A 16,039-nucleotide genomic window follows, 5' to 3' on the forward strand; every position below is an offset into this window, starting at 1 on the left:
AGGAATATACAATATTTTTATTGGATTTCAATTGTTCTTTTCTGTTCATACATAATTATACTACACATAGCTATAATTTATCGCCTTATATCCCCATGCTTGAAGGCAGGGGCATTACGGCGATGGATGGTAATCGACAAAAAGAAATATATTGCCAGTTGAATTTTCTTCTTGGAGTTAGCTTGTATCCTCCTACTCATCCTATTAATTCCTTACCGGAGATCCGATCCAAAGACGATAGGCAGAGTAAAGAAGAAAAAGGGAAAATATTCTTTTAGCTATGTTAGCAGGTATTTTCTGAATAGACCATACTCCTATAAGGGCTCCTATGACTCCGAAAATGAGAATAACCCAAACAATAGACCAGTCAATTTTTTGCAGCCAACTGTTAAAAATACTCCCCGCTAGCGCAATGGGAATGATGACTGCCAGGGAGGTGCCAACAGCTATATGGTAGGGGATACCAAAGAAGAGAATGAGTGCAGGAACAATAACGATGCCTCCTCCAACTCCAAAACAACCGCTTGCAAAGCCAGCGGTCAAGCCAAGCAGAATTAATCCTGTAAGGTTCATAATCCATCCTTTTGTACTGTTTGAATATTAGGTTTTGCTGTAATCTCTGAATGAGCAAATTGGTATTCTGAGATGCGAATCATTTCATGTTCCTTAATACTTTTTAGAGGTAAAGCCAGATGATAAATAAAATCGATTGTTTCAGGAAAACTTCCTTCTGGCAGATTTTTTGAAGCATAATAAAACGATAGTTTTTCAAGCCGTGCTAAAAACCAGAAAAGATCCACCGGCTCTGTTAGAGTGACTTTTGCTTCGCTAACGGAAAAATCTTTTTTACGGATTTTAAGTCTTCCAGAAAGAAAATTACATACTTTCTCCATGCGCGTTCTATAGGGAAGATTCTTTTTGGGGAAAAAGTCAATAATATAAAATGGCTCTCCGACATTGGATGTTTCTTCTCGGACAAACTTTAATTCAAATCGGTGGATAGCCTCATGCAAAGAAAAAAGGGTCTCAAGAGCTTCCCGGGTTATTCTTGCTTCAGAATGAACAAATTTTCTTTCTTTTTCAGAAAATTTTTCCAAATTTAGAGGCTCTCCTCCGGGACCAACCAAAAAATGGATATCCTTTGTTATTTGGGGATACCACTGACTATCGAGTTTTTCTAGATGCACGTCTTCTTTGAACGAACTAAGTTTAATGACTTGGGCCATTTTTTCCGATTCTGCGATGATATTTTTCACTAAGAGGTCGATATCGGGATGAGAGAAAGCTTGATAGGGGAAGAAAAGAAACAACTGAGAACAAATAAACGGTAAAATTAGCCTAATAGCCATAGGACAAGTGGGAATGCGAAGGCCTCGGTTTAGACAGATCCCAAACATACCTGCATCAGGTTTGAATAAAACTATAGAAAGTTTCTTTCATTCGACCAATACAATAAAAAGCATTCGGTTCTTCTCTACAAATCATGATTTAAAAACAACATTATGAAAAAATTGGGGATGGGAAAGGATAGAACCATGCGTGTCTACACACCTTGAGTATTAAGATAAATCAAAAGAAAGTTGAATTCTTTCTATTTTTAGGGCCTTACCACTCTGCTCTTCGATTTCAACAAATATCCCATTAGCCTTCGGGTTATTCGTTGCTAACACAAATTTTGTTGGTAATAGGGTGGTATACCTATAAATGATTGGACCAATTTCTCTACCAATCACCGAATCATGCGCTCCACAAAATCCCACATCGGTAATGTAGGCAGTACCTCCAGGAAAAATGGTTTCATCGGCTGTTTGCACATGGGTATGGGTACCAACTACGGCAGAAACAGCCCCATCCAGAAATCTGCCAAAAGCGATCTTTTCTGAAGTAGCTTCTGCATGGAAATCAACAAAAATACAAGGAGTTTCTTTATGCAATTCAGTAATGATTTTTTTACTGATAAGAAAGGGATTGTCTGTTTGGGGGATCATAAAAGTTCTGCCAATAGCACAAAGAACAGCCAATTTCTTGCCGTTTCCTTTAACAATAATGTAACCCTCTCCAGGGGTTTCAGGAGGATAGTTAATAGGCCTTAACAATCTGGGTTCATTTTGAATAAAAGAAACTATCTCTTTTTGATCCCATGCGTGATCCCCAAGAGTAATGACGTCGATGCCAAGCCTTAAAAATTCATAGGTGATTTTAGGTGTTATCCCGTTGCCTCCAGCTGCATTCTCTCCATTGGCAATAATAAAATCGGGTTGATACAAAGATTTAATTTTTGGGATAGCCTCCCTTAACACTTCCCTTCCTGTTTCACCAACAACATCTCCAAAAAAGACAACTTTCAACTTTTTTTTGATAAAATAAGTTTTTTTCTTAGACTCGACAAGTCACCAATTATTACAAAAAACAAAAAATTATGTTATGGGCAAACCTATTAGTGTAGTTTGCCCATATTGTTGAAGATTTAGGAAGATTTAATAATGCTAACAATTACTGGAATAGATCGTAAAAGAAGCTATTGCTCTTATCTTCTTGATCTTCCAGAATTTTCTCTATGTCTATGAGGTCTTTCTTCCCTAGGTTTGGCTTCGTTGACAACGATCTGTCGGCCGCTGAGACTCGTTCCATTAAGACTATCTATAGCAGATTGAGCTGCTTGAGATGTCTCCATGGTTACGAAAGCGAATCCTCTGGATTGCCCTGTCATTTTATCAACTATAAGATTGATTTCGTTGACTTGACCATATTGTTCAAAAAGTTCTCGAAGATCGTTTTCCGAAATTCGAAAAGGGAGATTACCTACATAGAGTCTTGTTCTATTCATAAAAACTAACATTTCTTTAAGGATTAATTCAAAATGGAGATCGGCATCTAGCCACAATGCTAGCACACTTACCCATCACCTTGTTTTTCACTTTGAAACCAAAAATTGGAAACAGAAGTAAAAAACAACAAATAAAGATTCCCTTAGTTGTATGGAAAAGTCAAAAATTCTTTTTTTAAAAAAATTTTAGCAAAAGAGCTTCTTTGATTTATTACGCTGCTTTATTTTTTCTGAGCTCGAGGATCGAATTTCTGACTGCAGAAAGTGTATTGGCGGAGCCCAATTTTTCACTTCGACTAGCAATGAAATTGGCATACTCCGTCATAAATACTCTGCCTGGGCCTCGGAAATCGAATTCTTCAGGATGATCTCGAAAATACTCCCTGTGGACTCTTGTCCACACTAGTCTGCCATCGGTGTCGATGTTGATTTTGGTGACTCCAAGTTTAGCAGCGGGTAAATATTCATTATCATCCACACCGCAAGCGCTTGGATCTAATTTGCCTCCAGCCGCGTTGATCCTCATGATTTCTGATTTCGGGACACTCGAGCTGCCATGCATAACGAGTGGAAATCCGGGAAGGTTTTTTTGAATTTTTTCTAAAACATCAAAGCGGATGGATTGTTTGCCTTTAAACTTATAGGCTCCATGACTTGTGCCAATAGCACAGGCCAAAGAATCGCACCCAGTCAATCGAACAAATTCTTTTGCTTGCTCTGGATCAGTCAGACAGGCATGCCCTTCTTCTACCTTAACGTCTTCCTCTACCCCGCCAAGCATTCCTAGTTCGGCTTCAACACTTACTCCTTTGGCATGGGCCTTTTCTACGACCCGACGCGTAATTTCTACATTCTTCTCAAATGGTTCATGAGAAGCATCAATCATTACTGAGCTATAAAAACCTGAATCGATACAATCATAACAGGTCTCTTCGTCTCCATGATCTAAGTGTACGACAAATACGGCTTCAGGATAAATAGTTTCAGCAGCCCTAATCATCGCTTCGAGCATTCTTTTGTCTGCATATTTTCTAGCTCCTTTGGAGATCTGTATGATAAAAGGGGACTGAGACTGAATCCCTCCACGAAAAAGGCCATGGGTTTGTTCCATATTGTTGATGTTATAAGCGCCCACTGCAAATTTGCCATACGCAACTTTAAATAACTCCGATGCCGTAACGATCATTTTGAAACTCCTTTTGTCTGTTTTTTCTTAATAGTAAAAAGATTTTCTTAAAGAAAAAAATATCTTTTTTCTCAACGATAGAAAAAAAATCAATTAGAGTTATTCTATGAGCTCTTTTCCCCATGCCATTGACTGGTCAAAAGCCTCCCTTGTTCTGGCTGGACATGGATCTTTATATAATTCTGAAGCAGCCCTGCCTGTATATATCAATGCAGAGAAGATTCGTAATAAAAAATTATTTGAAAATGTCTATGAAACATTTTGGAAAGAAGAGCCTTCTTTTCATCAGACTCTTTTATCTATTCCCTCCTCTTTTATTTATGTGGTTCCCTTTTTTTTAAGTCACGGCTTTTTTACAGCCAAAGTCATCCCTGCTGAGATGGGAATCGAAGGGCCAATGACAAGAATGGGGAAAAAGATGGTGCATTATTGCAGAGCTGTTGGCGAAAACCCTAGAGTCTCAGAGTTAATAATCGAGGCGATTAATCGAGCAATCGATTTTAAGATGGCTAGTTCTATCCTTTCTGAAAGTGCTCTTTTATTGGTCAGTCATGGAACCAAAAAAAATGTCCATTCCAAAGAAACAACCTATCTGCATTGGAATATATTGCAGAAAAAAGGGATCTTTAAGGAATGTCATGTTTTTTTTCTTGAGGAGGAGCCTCGAATTTCCAGCTGGAAAGAGTATGTGAGATCAAAATATATCTTTGCTGTTCCTTTTTTTATTTCTGAAGGAGACCATTCCTATGTGGATGTTCCAAAGCTGATGGGGATAAAAAAAAGTTTAAGAACTTCTCCTATCAGCTATCCTCAGGATGTGGAGGGCCGCTATGTATGGTATACCAAAGCGGTAGGGACCATGGAGGGAATGGAGCAAGTAATTCTTGAGCAGGTGGTAGCATTCGATGAATCTTTTGGAAAAGTGGCAAAAGTGGCTTTCTGAAAATCCTCCTCCATTGTATATTGGAGAGCTTCAGATTGCTGAAGGTTACTGGATATACAACCGAAAGGATCAGTTGAATGATTCTCTGCTCTGCCTAACCTCTCTTTTAGATTTGAAATTATATTTACGCCAAGATGAGAGAGGGCACTACAGACCATTAAAAGCGGAGATGGGTATCCTTCGTGGCTGGAAATATGGGCCAGTTGATTTTAAAGGGCTTTTTTATGCCATTGAAGCAATCTATCCCTTTGCTCTGACACATTGGTTTGGTCTAAAAGCAAGGATAATCGGTCCAGTTTCTTTTCAAAAGACCATTGGCAGACAAATTGGTATGTATAAAGTGATAGAAAAAGAAGCAGATTTTCTAGCTGATAGGACTGTGGAAGCATTATGTCGGGTAAAATGCCTTAGACAAAATCTCTGGCATGGAAGCTATTCAGAACCCAAAGAAGAGGCTTCGATTCCTTTGGTTTGTTTGGAAGCCTGCCCTCTCTTTTTGGAGCATTCCAGAAAACTTTTTTTTAAAAAAACAACCACGCTCTCTAAGTAGATCTGCTCATCGCTGTTGAGAAAGGGAGCATTTATTGAAGAGGCTTATACAGCACTTTTGAATTTCTACCGTTTTTTTCGTATTTTATTTTTCTTTCCAAAGGGAGAATCGAGGGATCGGCTTCTTTAAATCCGCCTTTTTGCATAAAATAAACATAAGCTCTAGTCGACAGAAGGAAAAGCTGCTTGAATCCCTGTTGTGAGGCTAGTTTTTCGGCATAATGAATCATTTTTCTGCCAATGCCTTGATTTTCATGGCTCTTAGCCACAGAAAGACAGGCAAGTTCGGCTTGAGACGTTTGGGGATAGGGATAGACAGCCATGCATCCTACAATCTGTTTATCTAGTTCAAAGACATAATACGATTGGAGATCTCTGGCTATTTCCCCAGCTTTTCTAGGCAAAATTTCATCCGATTCGATTGGTTCTTGGATAAGTTTTAAAATCGCTCCGATATCTTTTTTACGAGCCGGACGGATCGATTCATACTGATTGGCATAGATCATTGTTCCTATGCCAGTGTTAGAAAATATTTCCGAAAGCAATGCTTCATCCATTCTCCCATCAATAATATGCACACGGTTAACTCCGTTTTTGCATGCGTGAATGGCGTGTTCTAATTTGGATCTAAGTTGCTCGGGCTGTGATTTAGAAAAGTTTTTATGAAATTCTTGGGCAGCTTGGACATCTAATTCTCTTATAAGATTGCTTTCATTATCAAGGATGCCAGGGTAAGTAGTAAGATAGATAAGTTTTTCTGCATGAAGGGCTTCGGCTATACACTGAGCGACGGCATCGGAATTAATCCGGTAACTTTTCCCTTCCCCATCGAAACCGATTGGCCCTATGACTGGAATGATATTTTTTTGTAACAAATATTCGATGAATGCTACGTCGATTTTGTTAATACGGCCTGTAAGTTGATAATCTATGCCGTTGACAATTCCAAAAGGATGGGCGATGATGGCATTTGTGGCACAGGCTCTCAGATCAGATGCTGAAAGAGCTTCTAGTATTTGAAATGTTACTTTGGAAGAAGCTATAAGGCTTAATTCATGAGTCTTTTGATCAGTAATACCGATTCCTGTGGTATCAGATAGGTCGGTATGTAGAAGCAGGGAAAGCTGCTTTAACTGATGGGCGATCCCATGGACTAAGACAACTTTTATTGCAACACTTCTTAATACAGCTAGATCGAGCACTAAATTAGGAAAATTTTCACTGGCCGCGATGGCTCCATCAATGGCTATGACAAAAACCTTTTCTCTAAATTGAGGAATGTAAGCTAGTATGCCTCTTAAATCGGAAACATTCATTGTAATAATGCCTAATCAACCGAAAATATATAATGAAATGCCGAGCGATTCACCGACAACTTATTTGTTGCCTCATAAATAAAAAAAGCCCTTTACTTTCTGTTTTCTTTAGGAACGAGTTTGCATGCCAGTTTAATAGCTGCAATCAGGCTCCTTGGATCAGCTTTGTTTTTTCCTGCAATATCGATGGCAACACCATGATCAGGGGAGGTGCGAATTAATGGCAAGCCCAGGGTGACATTCACTCCAGAATAAAAGGATACAAGTTTGAATGGAATCAATCCTTGATCATGGTAAGAGGCCACAACCCCGTCGTATTTTCCTTGTAAAGCTTCTTTAAAGACAGAATCAGGAGAAAGGGGGCCTTCCACAAACAAACCACTCCTTTTGAGTTCCTCGATGGCTGGTTCATAGGATTCATGTTCTTCTTTTCCAAAATGTCCCATTTCTCCCGAATGAGGATTTAGGCCTGCGATAGCGATTTTTAAGGATGACTTTGGCTTTAATTTTTTTAAAAATTCAAGCAAAAGAACTGCTGCAAGCTTAATTTTATCCTTCGTTATGGCTTGGATGGCTTCTTGGAGACTTAGATGCGTGGAGAGCAGAGAGAGATGTAGCTTGGGACTTGACATGGCCATGATCACCTTCTCTTTGGGAACCCCTAGCTTGGCAGCAAAAAATTCAGTTTGTCCTGGATAAGGAAAGCCAATTTGGAAAAGATTCCCTTTATGAACAGGGGAGGTAACAATCGCTTGGATTTCTTTTTTTTCCCAAAGTTTGAAAGCTTCCTCCAAAGCTTCCCATGCGGCTTCAGCAGAGGAAGGGGATAACTTTCCAGGCTCAAATTTTGTTTTTGGGCCGATGATTCTATAGTCAAAACGTTTGGAGATTTTATTGCACTGAAGAGCCTTTGAAACGATTTCAGGACCAATTCCGGCTGGTTCCCCTAAAGTGATGCCAATAGTTGGTACATGCATTGGAATGAGAGTTTAGAACATTTTTATAAAGGCTTTTGCCTTTAAATTATTTAACCATTGTTGTTGCAGTTTTTGTCTTTGTTCTTGAATCAATAGGCCTTCAATCTGACTCCTCAACTCTGAGAGGGGCTTAAGCTTTCCTTTTCGCTTATCCTCAAGCCTTATAATGTAATAACCATCAACGGTTTCTATCACCCCACTTGTTTGTCCTGGATACATAGAGAAGGCTGCTTCTGCTATTTCGGGTCGAAGGCTATCTTTGGTTACCCACCCCAGATCCCCACCATCCATTCTTTTGGGTCCTTCAGAGTAGGTTCTAGCTAATTCAGCAAAATCAGCACCCAACTGAAGTTTGCTTAACAGTTCTGTGGCTGTCTCTTTGGCAGGATCATATTCTTCTATCTGACCGCCAACCGTAGCACGTTTCTCTTTAAAAGAAGTTTTCTGCAGGAAAATGATCCGTAATTTTACTTGGGGAGGATCGAAAAATTGGCCTATGTGATCATGATAATACTTTTCAATTTGATAAGGAGAAATAATCACAGGTTCAGATACATTTTTCATTCTCATGGCCTGGACGATGATCTGTTCGAGGATTTGTTGCTTATACTGTTCTTCGCTCACCCCATTGGCTTGGAGCGTCCGAATAAAAGCAATTCTATCTCCATCAAATTGAGTTCGGATAATGTCTCTGATCCGTGATTCAATGAACGAATCGGGGATAGCATATTTCTTGCTTTTAAAATCCTGAATAATTAATTCTCTGTCAATTAGGGCTCGCAAGGCACTTAACCGAGCTTCTTTGATCCGATCAACCAGTTCTGGCCCTTGATAGGTTTCCCTTAAGACGGCTTCATTGGGTTCTACCTGTTTTCTGACTTGAGAAAAAGTGATCACTTTATCATTTACAATGGCAGCAATGCCATCGTTAGCAGTTTGTGAAAACAAACTTCGTAAGAAGCAAAAGAAACAAAGGAAAACAATTAGAAGACTTCTAACCATTTCTTAATCTGCATTATTTTAGTCTTTGTATCAGATTGGATCAAGCGTGGGAATTTGCCTTGCGCTGTAAACAAATACTCCCTATGTCTCATTAGTTTTAATTTTTCCTGATCCGATTCGATTCGTTCTATGCCTTTGGCAGCTCCAATGAGCCGGATTTCAGTAATCGAAAAAAGGTTTTCTACAGGTTCAGGCCAAGCACCAAACCTGTCTTTCCAGCCTTTTTTGATTTCTTCTAACTCCCCTATACTGAGCGCTTCAGCAAGCTGTCTGTAAGCTTGCAGCCTCTCTTCCCTTCTTTCCATATAGGTAAATGGAATAAAAGCTAAGGCATGCCTGCCGCCTCCTGGCTCGGGAAGTAAAAAATCTAAAGAGACCTTACAATCAGTTAAAGAATCGATTTCTTTACCTTGAAGTCTTTGGACCGCTTTTTTGAGTAGTTTGCAGTAGAGTTCAAATCCTACAGAGGCGATATGCCCACTTTGAGAGGTGCCTAAAAGATTGCCTGCACCTCGTATTTCTAGATCTCTTAAGGCTATCTGGAAGCCCACACCCAGTTGAGAATGTTCTTGCATGGCTTTAATTCTTTTCTTAGCGTCGACTTGAATGAATAAATCCCTTGGGAGTAACAGATAAGCGTAGGCTTTTTGATTGGATCGCCCCACTCTTCCTCTCAACTGATAGAGGTCGGCAAGACCAAAAAGATCGGCTCGGTCAATGATGATGGTGTTGGCATTGGGAATGTCCAAGCCGTTTTCTATGATGCTTGTGGCTAGCAGCACATCGATCTGTCCGTTGACAAAGCTTTCCATTACCTCTTCTAGCTCGCTTTTTTTCATTCTTCCATGGCCTATGGCAATTTTTACAGAGGGCAAAAGTGATTTGATCCTTGAGGCTACTTTTTCAATGGTCCGTATCCGATTATGAAGAAAATACACCTGTCCTCCTCTATTTAATTCTCTCTCAATCGCTTGCCGTATTATTCGTTCGTCATAGGCGCACACAATCGTCTCGATAGGATAGCGATTGGGGGGAGGAGTTTCGATTAAACTCATATCTCGAGCTCCAGCCAATGCTAAATAAAGCGTTCGTGGGATTGGAGTTGCCGAAAGACTGAGAACATCAATGAGCCGAAATGTTTCTTTCCATTTTTCTTTTTGGAGCACGCCAAAGCGTTGTTCTTCGTCAATGACGATTAATCCAAGATCTTTAAATACGACGTCTGCAGAAAGCAGTCTGTGCGTTCCAATCACCACGTCGATAGATCCATTTTTAAGCCCTGCAAGTATTTCTTTCTCTTCACTATTTTTTATCAATCGACAGAGCAAAGCGGTCCGAATGGGATAATCAGCAAACCGTTCAGAAAGCGTATTAAAATGTTGTTTTGCAAGAACAGTAGTGGGCGCCAGCAGTGCAGCTTGTTTCCCTCCCATAACAGCTTTGAAGATTGCCCGAATGGCAACTTCCGTTTTGCCAAATCCAACATCTCCGCAAATGAGCCTATCCATTGGCCGTTTGCTTTCCATATCTCGTTTTGTTTCTTCTATTGCTTTGAGCTGATCGGCCGTCTCTTCATAAAGGAAAGACTCTTCAAATTCTCTTTGCCAATGGTCGTCTTTGGGGAAAGAGAACCCCTCAAGAACTTCTCTTTCTGCGTTAATTTTAAGCATTCTTTCGGCAAGATCTGATACCGCTTTTTCTGTAGCGCTTTTTGCTCGTAGCCACCTGGTGCCGCCTAATGAATCGAGTTTTGGCTGTTTTTTGGTTCCTCCAATATACCGAGAAATCAGATAAGCTTGGTCAATAGGAACGTAGAGCTTAGCTTTTTGGTCGAATTCAAGCTCGATCATTTCACTATTTGTCCCATCCATGCTCTTTATTCCTCTAAACCGGCATATTCCATGCTGCAAATGCACGACATAATCTCCTTCTTTCCACTGTTCAGAAATCTCACCAGTCAAGTATTTTTCAAGGGCATCATTCGTTTCTTGATTCCGTAAGCAAATCTTCTGATTTTGGTACCTACCAAACATTTCTGCATCTGTTAGGATGGCAAGTTTCGCTGCGGGCCATGAAAAGCCTTTGAGAAGGGGGCTTTTTGAAAAAAAGATCGATTCGATATCAATTCCCTGATTGGATAGGATTTCTTTTAATCGGCTTTCTTCCCCTTCATTGTTAACAAAAATGATGATCTCCCATTTTTTTTCAATCCATTGAGTAAGTTGAGACAGAAATAATTCCCATCGTCTTTGCTGATGGAACCAATCTCCTTTGGGTGCATCCAATAAAAAATGGCTTTCGAAATGGATATCTATGTCTGGCATCGGGACTTCTACTGCCTTTGTCCAAAATGTGGGAGTCATTTTGGGCAAGTAGTCGTAAAGCGTCGCTTTTCCCTTGCTAATGTCCTCCGCATTGATAAGAGAGAGAAAAGCTTCTTCAAGGGGCTTAAAAGAACGTTGTGTAATTGGATGGAATTGTCTCAAGGAGATAACTTGATTACCTTCCCATTCCGTTCTCAAAGGAAAGAGGCCATCCCATGAAAAAAAGTCTACAATCGATCCTCGGACGGCAAATTGGCCACGGCTGTCTACCGTGTTGACTCTTTCATAACCAGCTTCAACGAGCCGTTCGATTAGAGCGGATCTGTCAGTCGTTTTCCCAGGGACAATCAGAAAACGCTTTTCTTGCAATAGGCTAGGAGAGGGCAGAGGCTCTTCTAAAGCTAATTCCGTGGTCAGGATAGCCCCTGAAAAAAAATTGAGCAGACTATATGCTACTCTTAGCCTTTCGGCCATCAGCAACGGATCAGGTAAGCTTTCCATCGACACCGGTTCAATTTCAGGAAAGACTATGTAAGGGCTTCCCCAGCATTCCAATCCAATGGCCAATTCATTGACCTTTTTAATGCTTTCTGCTATGACCAAAGTGGGCGAATGAAAATCGGCTATAAAGGAGGCAAGAAAAAAGGATTGGGCGGAAGTGGGCAAGCATTCGATGCTCCAGTTTCCCCCTTTGATTAACCGCTTGTGTTGTTGTTTTAACAAGGGATGGTTCAACCAGTTGGTAGGAGAAAAGGTCATTCTTTTTTCTTCCCTTAGATCGAAATATTATTACTGTTCCAATGATTGGATGGTGAAGGTATCATTTTTTCGGTCTATAAAACAAAGAAAAGATCCTCTTCTTGGGATCGAATAAAAGCCATTTTCTTCTATTTCTGTGCCAAGATGGCAACAAGAAGAAATGCACTCATCAAAAAGTGCTGTAAATTCTACTTCGATAGAATTGGGATGGAAATGACATCGTTCTATAATCAGTTGAATCTGTTCAGAAGGCCAGCCCTCCTCACAATATTTTTCTAGAGGAATCCATTTTGAATGTTCGGTAAGCCAATGCAAAAATTTTTCCCTAAAAGAAAGGCTATCTTCGTTGAAAGTGGCTAGTGAGAAAGAAGGTTCTGAAAAAATCATATGCTTTGCCTTGGTGGCTTCTACTATAGGGCTCCACACAAAAATGAACCCATTTTTTAAACAAAAACCTAAAACAAACAGGATTTCCTTTCAGATCGTTGCTGAAGTAATTAATAATTAAAACAATGGGAAATCAACTTTGCTTTTTGTTTGTTTTTTTTCTTTTCTTTTTTCTTGGCTGTGTTTCTTCAGAGTATCTTCCAGAAGAAGGGTATGTCTATCGGTTGGGGATGGGATTTGGGAAAAAGCAACGTATCGATGGAATGGATGTTTGGATGCAAGGCAGACCGAATCGACCATATAAGGTTTATGGGACTCTTTCAGAAAAAAGAGGGAATGGGCCCTTTGAAAAAGGACCCACTCTTCGAGGTTTAGTCAAATTAGCAAAACAAAGAAATGCGGATGCACTGATTGTTCTTGTTAAAGAAAGGCAGTATGTAGGCGATACCCTCTATGCAACAAAAGTAGGCCAGGGTACTACGGAAACAGTTTATTCAGCCCTTCTTATTCGATATCTTCCTCCCCAATAATTGCTCTCATTTTTGGAATAGACCATTCCTCTAAGCTTATAGCATATCACCCGATTGGATCCTAGAGGGAAATAGTACACATACCATGGCTATTCCTACCTCTCTCTCCTATGGACTAGTGTTCAAAGTATACGGGCCTATTGGATAACTTTGGCTAACGCATGCCATGGGAGCAGGGCACATTTAACTCTAGCAGGAAAATGCCTAAGACCTTTTAGACAGGATAATTCTCCAAGCACCGTATCATCGACTGTTTCTTTGCCCGTTAAGAAGAGCTGTAGTGTATTTTTTATACCTATAGCCTCTTCTACGTTTTTGGATTGCACTATTTCGGTCATTAAAGAAGCTGAAGCTATAGAGATTGCACAGCCTCTGCCCAGGAACTGAACGTGTTCAATGATCTGATTGGAATCATTGATACTTATGAAAAGTTGGATAGTATCCCCGCAACTTGGATTTGTTCCTTCGGCTTCTAAGTATTGGCCTTCTGGTTTCCCAAAGTTGCGTGGATAACGGGAATGGTCCAAGAGGATTTCTTGATAAATATCTTCTAAATCCATAACAATTCCTATTTGTTAGCCGGTTAATTTAAAGAATCGAAGACAGTTATCGATAATCTCGAGGAATCGATCGACTTCCGATTTAGTTTTATTATAAAAATAAAAACTAGCACGAATGGCTGAATCGATTCCCAATTTTGACAGAAGAGGTTTATTGCAATGATGGCTGTCGCGCAAAGCCACACCATAACGCTGAACCTCCCCATGACTAAAGCCAGAGGCTTCTGGGGATGAGACACCCTGAATCCTTGCGCCCCTCCCGCTTGCTTGAGAAGCCAAGCACTGCGACGTGCCCGCTCTCATCGGCGGCTGGCGTTCCCCTTCGGCAGACGTCCCGCTCTGACGCCCCGGAGGACGTGGGAGGCAGCGACGGCCGTCTCCGCTTGCAGTTTGATCGAAGCTCGACGGCCGCCCGCCGCAGAAGCGGTTCCGCACCCGGCCACAAGCCATCTTGATATGGTGTGCATCGAGCCTGTCTTCGGAGACGAAGCGAGCAAGGAAGGCGTAAAAGAGCTCCCTTTGGAGGGGCAGCAGCCGGAAGTCGCAGCGGTGGACCCGCACAGACAGCGGCTTCTTTTCGATGCGCCCGCAGAGGCATACCTGCGAGAGCATGGTAGGACGTGTCGGGAATTCGTAGAGTCTGCCGCCAGCCCTCTTTGCTTTGCGGCAAACGATGCGGACGAACATCCTCCTCACCTTGACCTTCATGCTCCCTCCGAAATTCTTCTGCTAACTTTGATATGAGATCTTCTCGGTCTTGATGATATTCCAGGTTGTAAGAATCTGATTCGCCAACTCCCCATGGCTTCTCTTGCGCTCGGCTGCAAGGCGTCGCTTAGTTTCTTTAAGCTGTTCCTCGAAGAAGCCGATACCGCAAGGAGGCGATCCACCTCTTAAGCGCCTATCTTCACTGTCCGGTCCTTATTAAAATTGTCCGGGTTGGTTGCCCGACGCGATCGGGTAAGCACGCTCTCTGGACGGGCCTAAGCTTGCGCCAGGGTTGCTCGACCCTCGGGCAAAACTTCTCCAGGTAAGCTGCGGTCTCCTCGATGATTGCGACTGTAGAAGGATCGATATCGAGGCAGGCGTTCATCTTGCCGCGGGCCTGCTGGGTCTTCGCAGGCGGCGTCCCCTTCTGGACGAGCGGCACCTACAAGCGGTCCTGGCCCCGGATCGTCCGTCGAATGACACGGCAGTATTTCGTCTCGGAGGAGAGTGCGCCGACTTGCCAGCCGTCGCGGTCCCTGAGGATCGAACATGGCCGGGATCGAAAGGCCCTTCCACTCGATCTTGCCGACACGGAAGCGGATCCCTGCCGCGTTGCTTTTGCCTTCGATCGAGTGGAGGCTCGCAGTATCCCTTGAAGCGGGGGCCTGCCGCAGCAGACCGAAGGCGTACTTCTGGACGGCGCAGAAGGGGCGCTTGTCCACTGCCTGCGCTTCATGTGGACCGAGGCGATCGCCAGTCGCACAGACGCGTCGGCAGCCGATCGCCAACCGCTCGAGTGCCGACTGCTTGAAGTCGAAACGGTCGATGATCTCACGTCTGAGCGGGGGCACGCTTCCCCCCGCATCCGGCTCGCAGCTTGCGCGCTTGCCAGTCTCGGCTTTCTCGCATGAGAGCCAGCAGCCGGAGCGACTCTCCCAAGAGGGCATTGTAAATCTGCCTTGCCATTTCGAACCAAATAGAAAGCTTGCGCTCATCCGCTGGGGTTGTCCGCAGCGGCAGCTTGCAGACAAACGACGGCGCCTAGACTTGCTTTTTCTCAGACATTCTTTTGGGCCTTGTTGTTCGATTGGTACTCCACTCAGCCGTTATAAGACTCATGGATGCATAAATTTAACCCCTAACGGGAAAAATCCGATCCCGCCTTATCCCCCATGTCTAAAGCCAGGGGCTTGCGGCGGCTACATCCGATCAAGCGGCCGATGGCCGGCGCTTTGAGCTGCATCAACAAGAGTAAGGACCCCTAATTTTCTAGCAACCGCACAGAAAGATTCGACTGGATTAATTACACACAATGTATTTGATACATGAGTAAAAGAGAAAATGACTATCCGATTTTTAATGAAGAACTCTTCTAGTGAAGTCCACTGAAGATTTCCTTTTCTCCCATCGATCGGAAGGAAGAACAAACGTAAACTTTTTTTTTAGCAAGCTGTTGCCAGGGTATCAGGTTCGAATGATGCTCCATTTCGGTTAAGAGGATACCGTCTCCGGATTTAAAAAGGGAACCTAGCCCATGTTTGGTGAAACTTTTGTAAGATGCTGATTATCAATAAGGTTTTTTCAATGTGTCACTATGCGAGGGTTTTGGGAGTTATTTTTGGGTTTCCAAGGCTCCATGAAGCCAACTCGGAGGGCAGAAAGGATCCGGCCGCCCATGTTGGTTTCCCGCCGTAACTCCGCGGTGTTTGGTGCCAGCGATGTCTGCCTCGGGCGTCTTTGGACGGTGCGTAGGTGAGTCAGGGCCTCTTCGGGGGAAAAGGGGAGTTTGGCTGCCTTAAGTTTTTTCTCCAATAGCCGGTCAAGCAAGAAGGCCAAGGCGGCGACAAAGACATGGGCCTGGACGAGCTCTCGGATCATGGGGATAGATCGGAGGCATCTCTAGGACATCTTTTAACTTCCTAAAGGCCCGCTCCACTTGGGTAAGCTACTTGTAAGCGCAGACGGCCTCTA

General features: G+C 42.5%; 15 protein-coding genes and 1 pseudogene. 3 read left to right on the top strand and 13 right to left on the bottom strand.

The window, feature by feature from the left end; all coding sequences use genetic code 11:
• Window positions 1-204: 204 nt before the first annotated feature.
• From A7Q09_RS00785 to A7Q09_RS00805, 5 genes are all read right to left on the bottom strand, one after another.
• Window positions 205-573, bottom strand: a complete 369-nt coding sequence (locus tag A7Q09_RS00785; RefSeq protein WP_134389430.1) for a sulfite exporter TauE/SafE family protein — start codon at window positions 571-573, stop codon at window positions 205-207.
• Window positions 570-1,397, bottom strand: a complete 828-nt coding sequence (locus tag A7Q09_RS00790) for a hypothetical protein (RefSeq protein ID WP_208526652.1) — start codon at window positions 1,395-1,397, stop codon at window positions 570-572. Before A7Q09_RS00790 ends, A7Q09_RS00785 begins: the two co-directional genes overlap by 4 nt.
• A 162-nt stretch (window positions 1,398-1,559) precedes the next feature.
• Complete coding sequence (locus A7Q09_RS00795; protein ID WP_134389431.1) at window positions 1,560-2,348, bottom strand: TIGR00282 family metallophosphoesterase; 789 nt, start codon at window positions 2,346-2,348, stop codon at window positions 1,560-1,562.
• 179 nt (window positions 2,349-2,527) lie between these two features.
• The gene (locus tag A7Q09_RS00800; RefSeq protein WP_244228432.1) at window positions 2,528-2,893 is read right to left on the bottom strand and encodes an RNA-binding protein; all 366 of its coding nucleotides are present in this window, start codon (window positions 2,891-2,893) and stop codon (window positions 2,528-2,530) included.
• A gap of 145 nt (window positions 2,894-3,038) precedes the next feature.
• Window positions 3,039-4,013, bottom strand: a complete 975-nt coding sequence (locus tag A7Q09_RS00805; RefSeq protein WP_134389433.1) for a ketose-bisphosphate aldolase — start codon at window positions 4,011-4,013, stop codon at window positions 3,039-3,041.
• 106 nt (window positions 4,014-4,119) lie between these two features.
• On the opposite strand from A7Q09_RS00805, the gene A7Q09_RS00810 reads away from it, so the two are divergent.
• Window positions 4,120-4,956, top strand: coding sequence for a CbiX/SirB N-terminal domain-containing protein (locus A7Q09_RS00810; RefSeq protein WP_134389434.1), 837 nt, complete (start codon window positions 4,120-4,122; stop codon window positions 4,954-4,956).
• The gene (locus A7Q09_RS00815; RefSeq protein ID WP_134389435.1) at window positions 4,919-5,506 is read left to right on the top strand and encodes a DR2241 family protein; all 588 of its coding nucleotides are present in this window, start codon (window positions 4,919-4,921) and stop codon (window positions 5,504-5,506) included. Before A7Q09_RS00810 ends, A7Q09_RS00815 begins: the two co-directional genes overlap by 38 nt.
• A gap of 31 nt (window positions 5,507-5,537) precedes the next feature.
• Here A7Q09_RS00815 and argA read toward each other — a convergent pair whose 3' ends face one another.
• The 5 genes from argA to A7Q09_RS00840 form a co-directional block, all read right to left on the bottom strand.
• A complete protein-coding gene (gene argA, locus A7Q09_RS00820) occupies window positions 5,538-6,821 on the bottom strand; it encodes an amino-acid N-acetyltransferase (protein ID WP_134389436.1) in 1,284 nt (427 codons plus the stop codon).
• A gap of 92 nt (window positions 6,822-6,913) precedes the next feature.
• Window positions 6,914-7,798, bottom strand: coding sequence for a 4-hydroxythreonine-4-phosphate dehydrogenase PdxA (pdxA, locus tag A7Q09_RS00825; protein ID WP_134389437.1), 885 nt, complete (start codon window positions 7,796-7,798; stop codon window positions 6,914-6,916).
• A 12-nt stretch (window positions 7,799-7,810) separates the two neighbouring features.
• Window positions 7,811-8,800: a peptidylprolyl isomerase gene (locus tag A7Q09_RS00830; RefSeq protein ID WP_134389438.1), complete on the bottom strand. Its 990-nt coding sequence runs from the start codon at window positions 8,798-8,800 to the stop codon at window positions 7,811-7,813.
• Window positions 8,782-11,883 (bottom strand): transcription-repair coupling factor, encoded by a 3,102-nt coding sequence (gene mfd, locus A7Q09_RS00835; RefSeq protein WP_134389439.1) that lies wholly within the window; start codon window positions 11,881-11,883, stop codon window positions 8,782-8,784. The genes A7Q09_RS00830 and mfd overlap by 19 nt, the downstream gene beginning before the upstream one ends.
• Window positions 11,884-11,913: 30 nt before the next feature.
• Window positions 11,914-12,270, bottom strand: a complete 357-nt coding sequence (locus A7Q09_RS00840; protein WP_134389440.1) for a hypothetical protein — start codon at window positions 12,268-12,270, stop codon at window positions 11,914-11,916.
• A gap of 125 nt (window positions 12,271-12,395) precedes the next feature.
• On the opposite strand from A7Q09_RS00840, the gene A7Q09_RS00845 reads away from it, so the two are divergent.
• Window positions 12,396-12,800 (top strand): hypothetical protein, encoded by a 405-nt coding sequence (locus A7Q09_RS00845; RefSeq protein WP_134389441.1) that lies wholly within the window; start codon window positions 12,396-12,398, stop codon window positions 12,798-12,800.
• 137 nt (window positions 12,801-12,937) lie between these two features.
• On the opposite strand, the gene sufU is transcribed toward A7Q09_RS00845, so the two are convergent.
• The 3 genes and pseudogenes from sufU to A7Q09_RS00860 form a co-directional block, all read right to left on the bottom strand.
• A complete protein-coding gene (gene sufU / locus A7Q09_RS00850; protein WP_134389442.1) occupies window positions 12,938-13,360 on the bottom strand; it encodes a Fe-S cluster assembly sulfur transfer protein SufU in 423 nt (140 codons plus the stop codon).
• Between the two features lie 15 nt (window positions 13,361-13,375).
• Complete coding sequence (locus A7Q09_RS10830; RefSeq protein WP_244228434.1) at window positions 13,376-13,663, bottom strand: aminotransferase class V-fold PLP-dependent enzyme; 288 nt, start codon at window positions 13,661-13,663, stop codon at window positions 13,376-13,378.
• Between the two features lie 1,604 nt (window positions 13,664-15,267).
• Window positions 15,268-15,554, bottom strand: a pseudogene (locus tag A7Q09_RS00860) (aminotransferase class V-fold PLP-dependent enzyme).
• Window positions 15,555-16,039: the final 485 nt, after the last annotated feature.

Origin of the sequence: Methylacidiphilum sp. Yel, assembly GCF_004421185.1 — a bacterium.
Lineage (GTDB): Bacteria > Verrucomicrobiota > Verrucomicrobiia > Methylacidiphilales > Methylacidiphilaceae > Methylacidiphilum.

Bases quoted from the DNA above. Each gene is read 5' to 3' on its own strand.
- A7Q09_RS00785 (WP_134389430.1), bottom strand. From the start codon at position 573: ATGAACCTTACAGGATTAATTCTGCTTGGCTTGACCGCTGGCTTTGCA.
- A7Q09_RS00790 (WP_208526652.1), bottom strand. From the start codon at position 1,397: ATGTTTGGGATCTGTCTAAACCGAGGCCTTCGCATTCCCACTTGTCCT.
- A7Q09_RS00805 (WP_134389433.1), bottom strand. From the start codon at position 4,013: ATGATCGTTACGGCATCGGAGTTATTTAAAGTTGCGTATGGCAAATTT.
- A7Q09_RS00810 (WP_134389434.1), top strand. From the start codon at position 4,120: ATGAGCTCTTTTCCCCATGCCATTGACTGGTCAAAAGCCTCCCTTGTT.
- A7Q09_RS00815 (WP_134389435.1), top strand. From the start codon at position 4,919: ATGAATCTTTTGGAAAAGTGGCAAAAGTGGCTTTCTGAAAATCCTCCT.
- argA (WP_134389436.1), bottom strand. From the start codon at position 6,821: ATGAATGTTTCCGATTTAAGAGGCATACTAGCTTACATTCCTCAATTT.
- pdxA (WP_134389437.1), bottom strand. From the start codon at position 7,798: ATGCATGTACCAACTATTGGCATCACTTTAGGGGAACCAGCCGGAATT.
- A7Q09_RS00830 (WP_134389438.1), bottom strand. From the start codon at position 8,800: ATGGTTAGAAGTCTTCTAATTGTTTTCCTTTGTTTCTTTTGCTTCTTA.
- mfd (WP_134389439.1), bottom strand. From the start codon at position 11,883: ATGACCTTTTCTCCTACCAACTGGTTGAACCATCCCTTGTTAAAACAA.
- A7Q09_RS00840 (WP_134389440.1), bottom strand. From the start codon at position 12,270: ATGATTTTTTCAGAACCTTCTTTCTCACTAGCCACTTTCAACGAAGAT.
- A7Q09_RS00845 (WP_134389441.1), top strand. From the start codon at position 12,396: ATGGGAAATCAACTTTGCTTTTTGTTTGTTTTTTTTCTTTTCTTTTTT.
- sufU (WP_134389442.1), bottom strand. From the start codon at position 13,360: ATGGATTTAGAAGATATTTATCAAGAAATCCTCTTGGACCATTCCCGT.
- A7Q09_RS10830 (WP_244228434.1), bottom strand. From the start codon at position 13,663: ATGAGAGCGGGCACGTCGCAGTGCTTGGCTTCTCAAGCAAGCGGGAGG.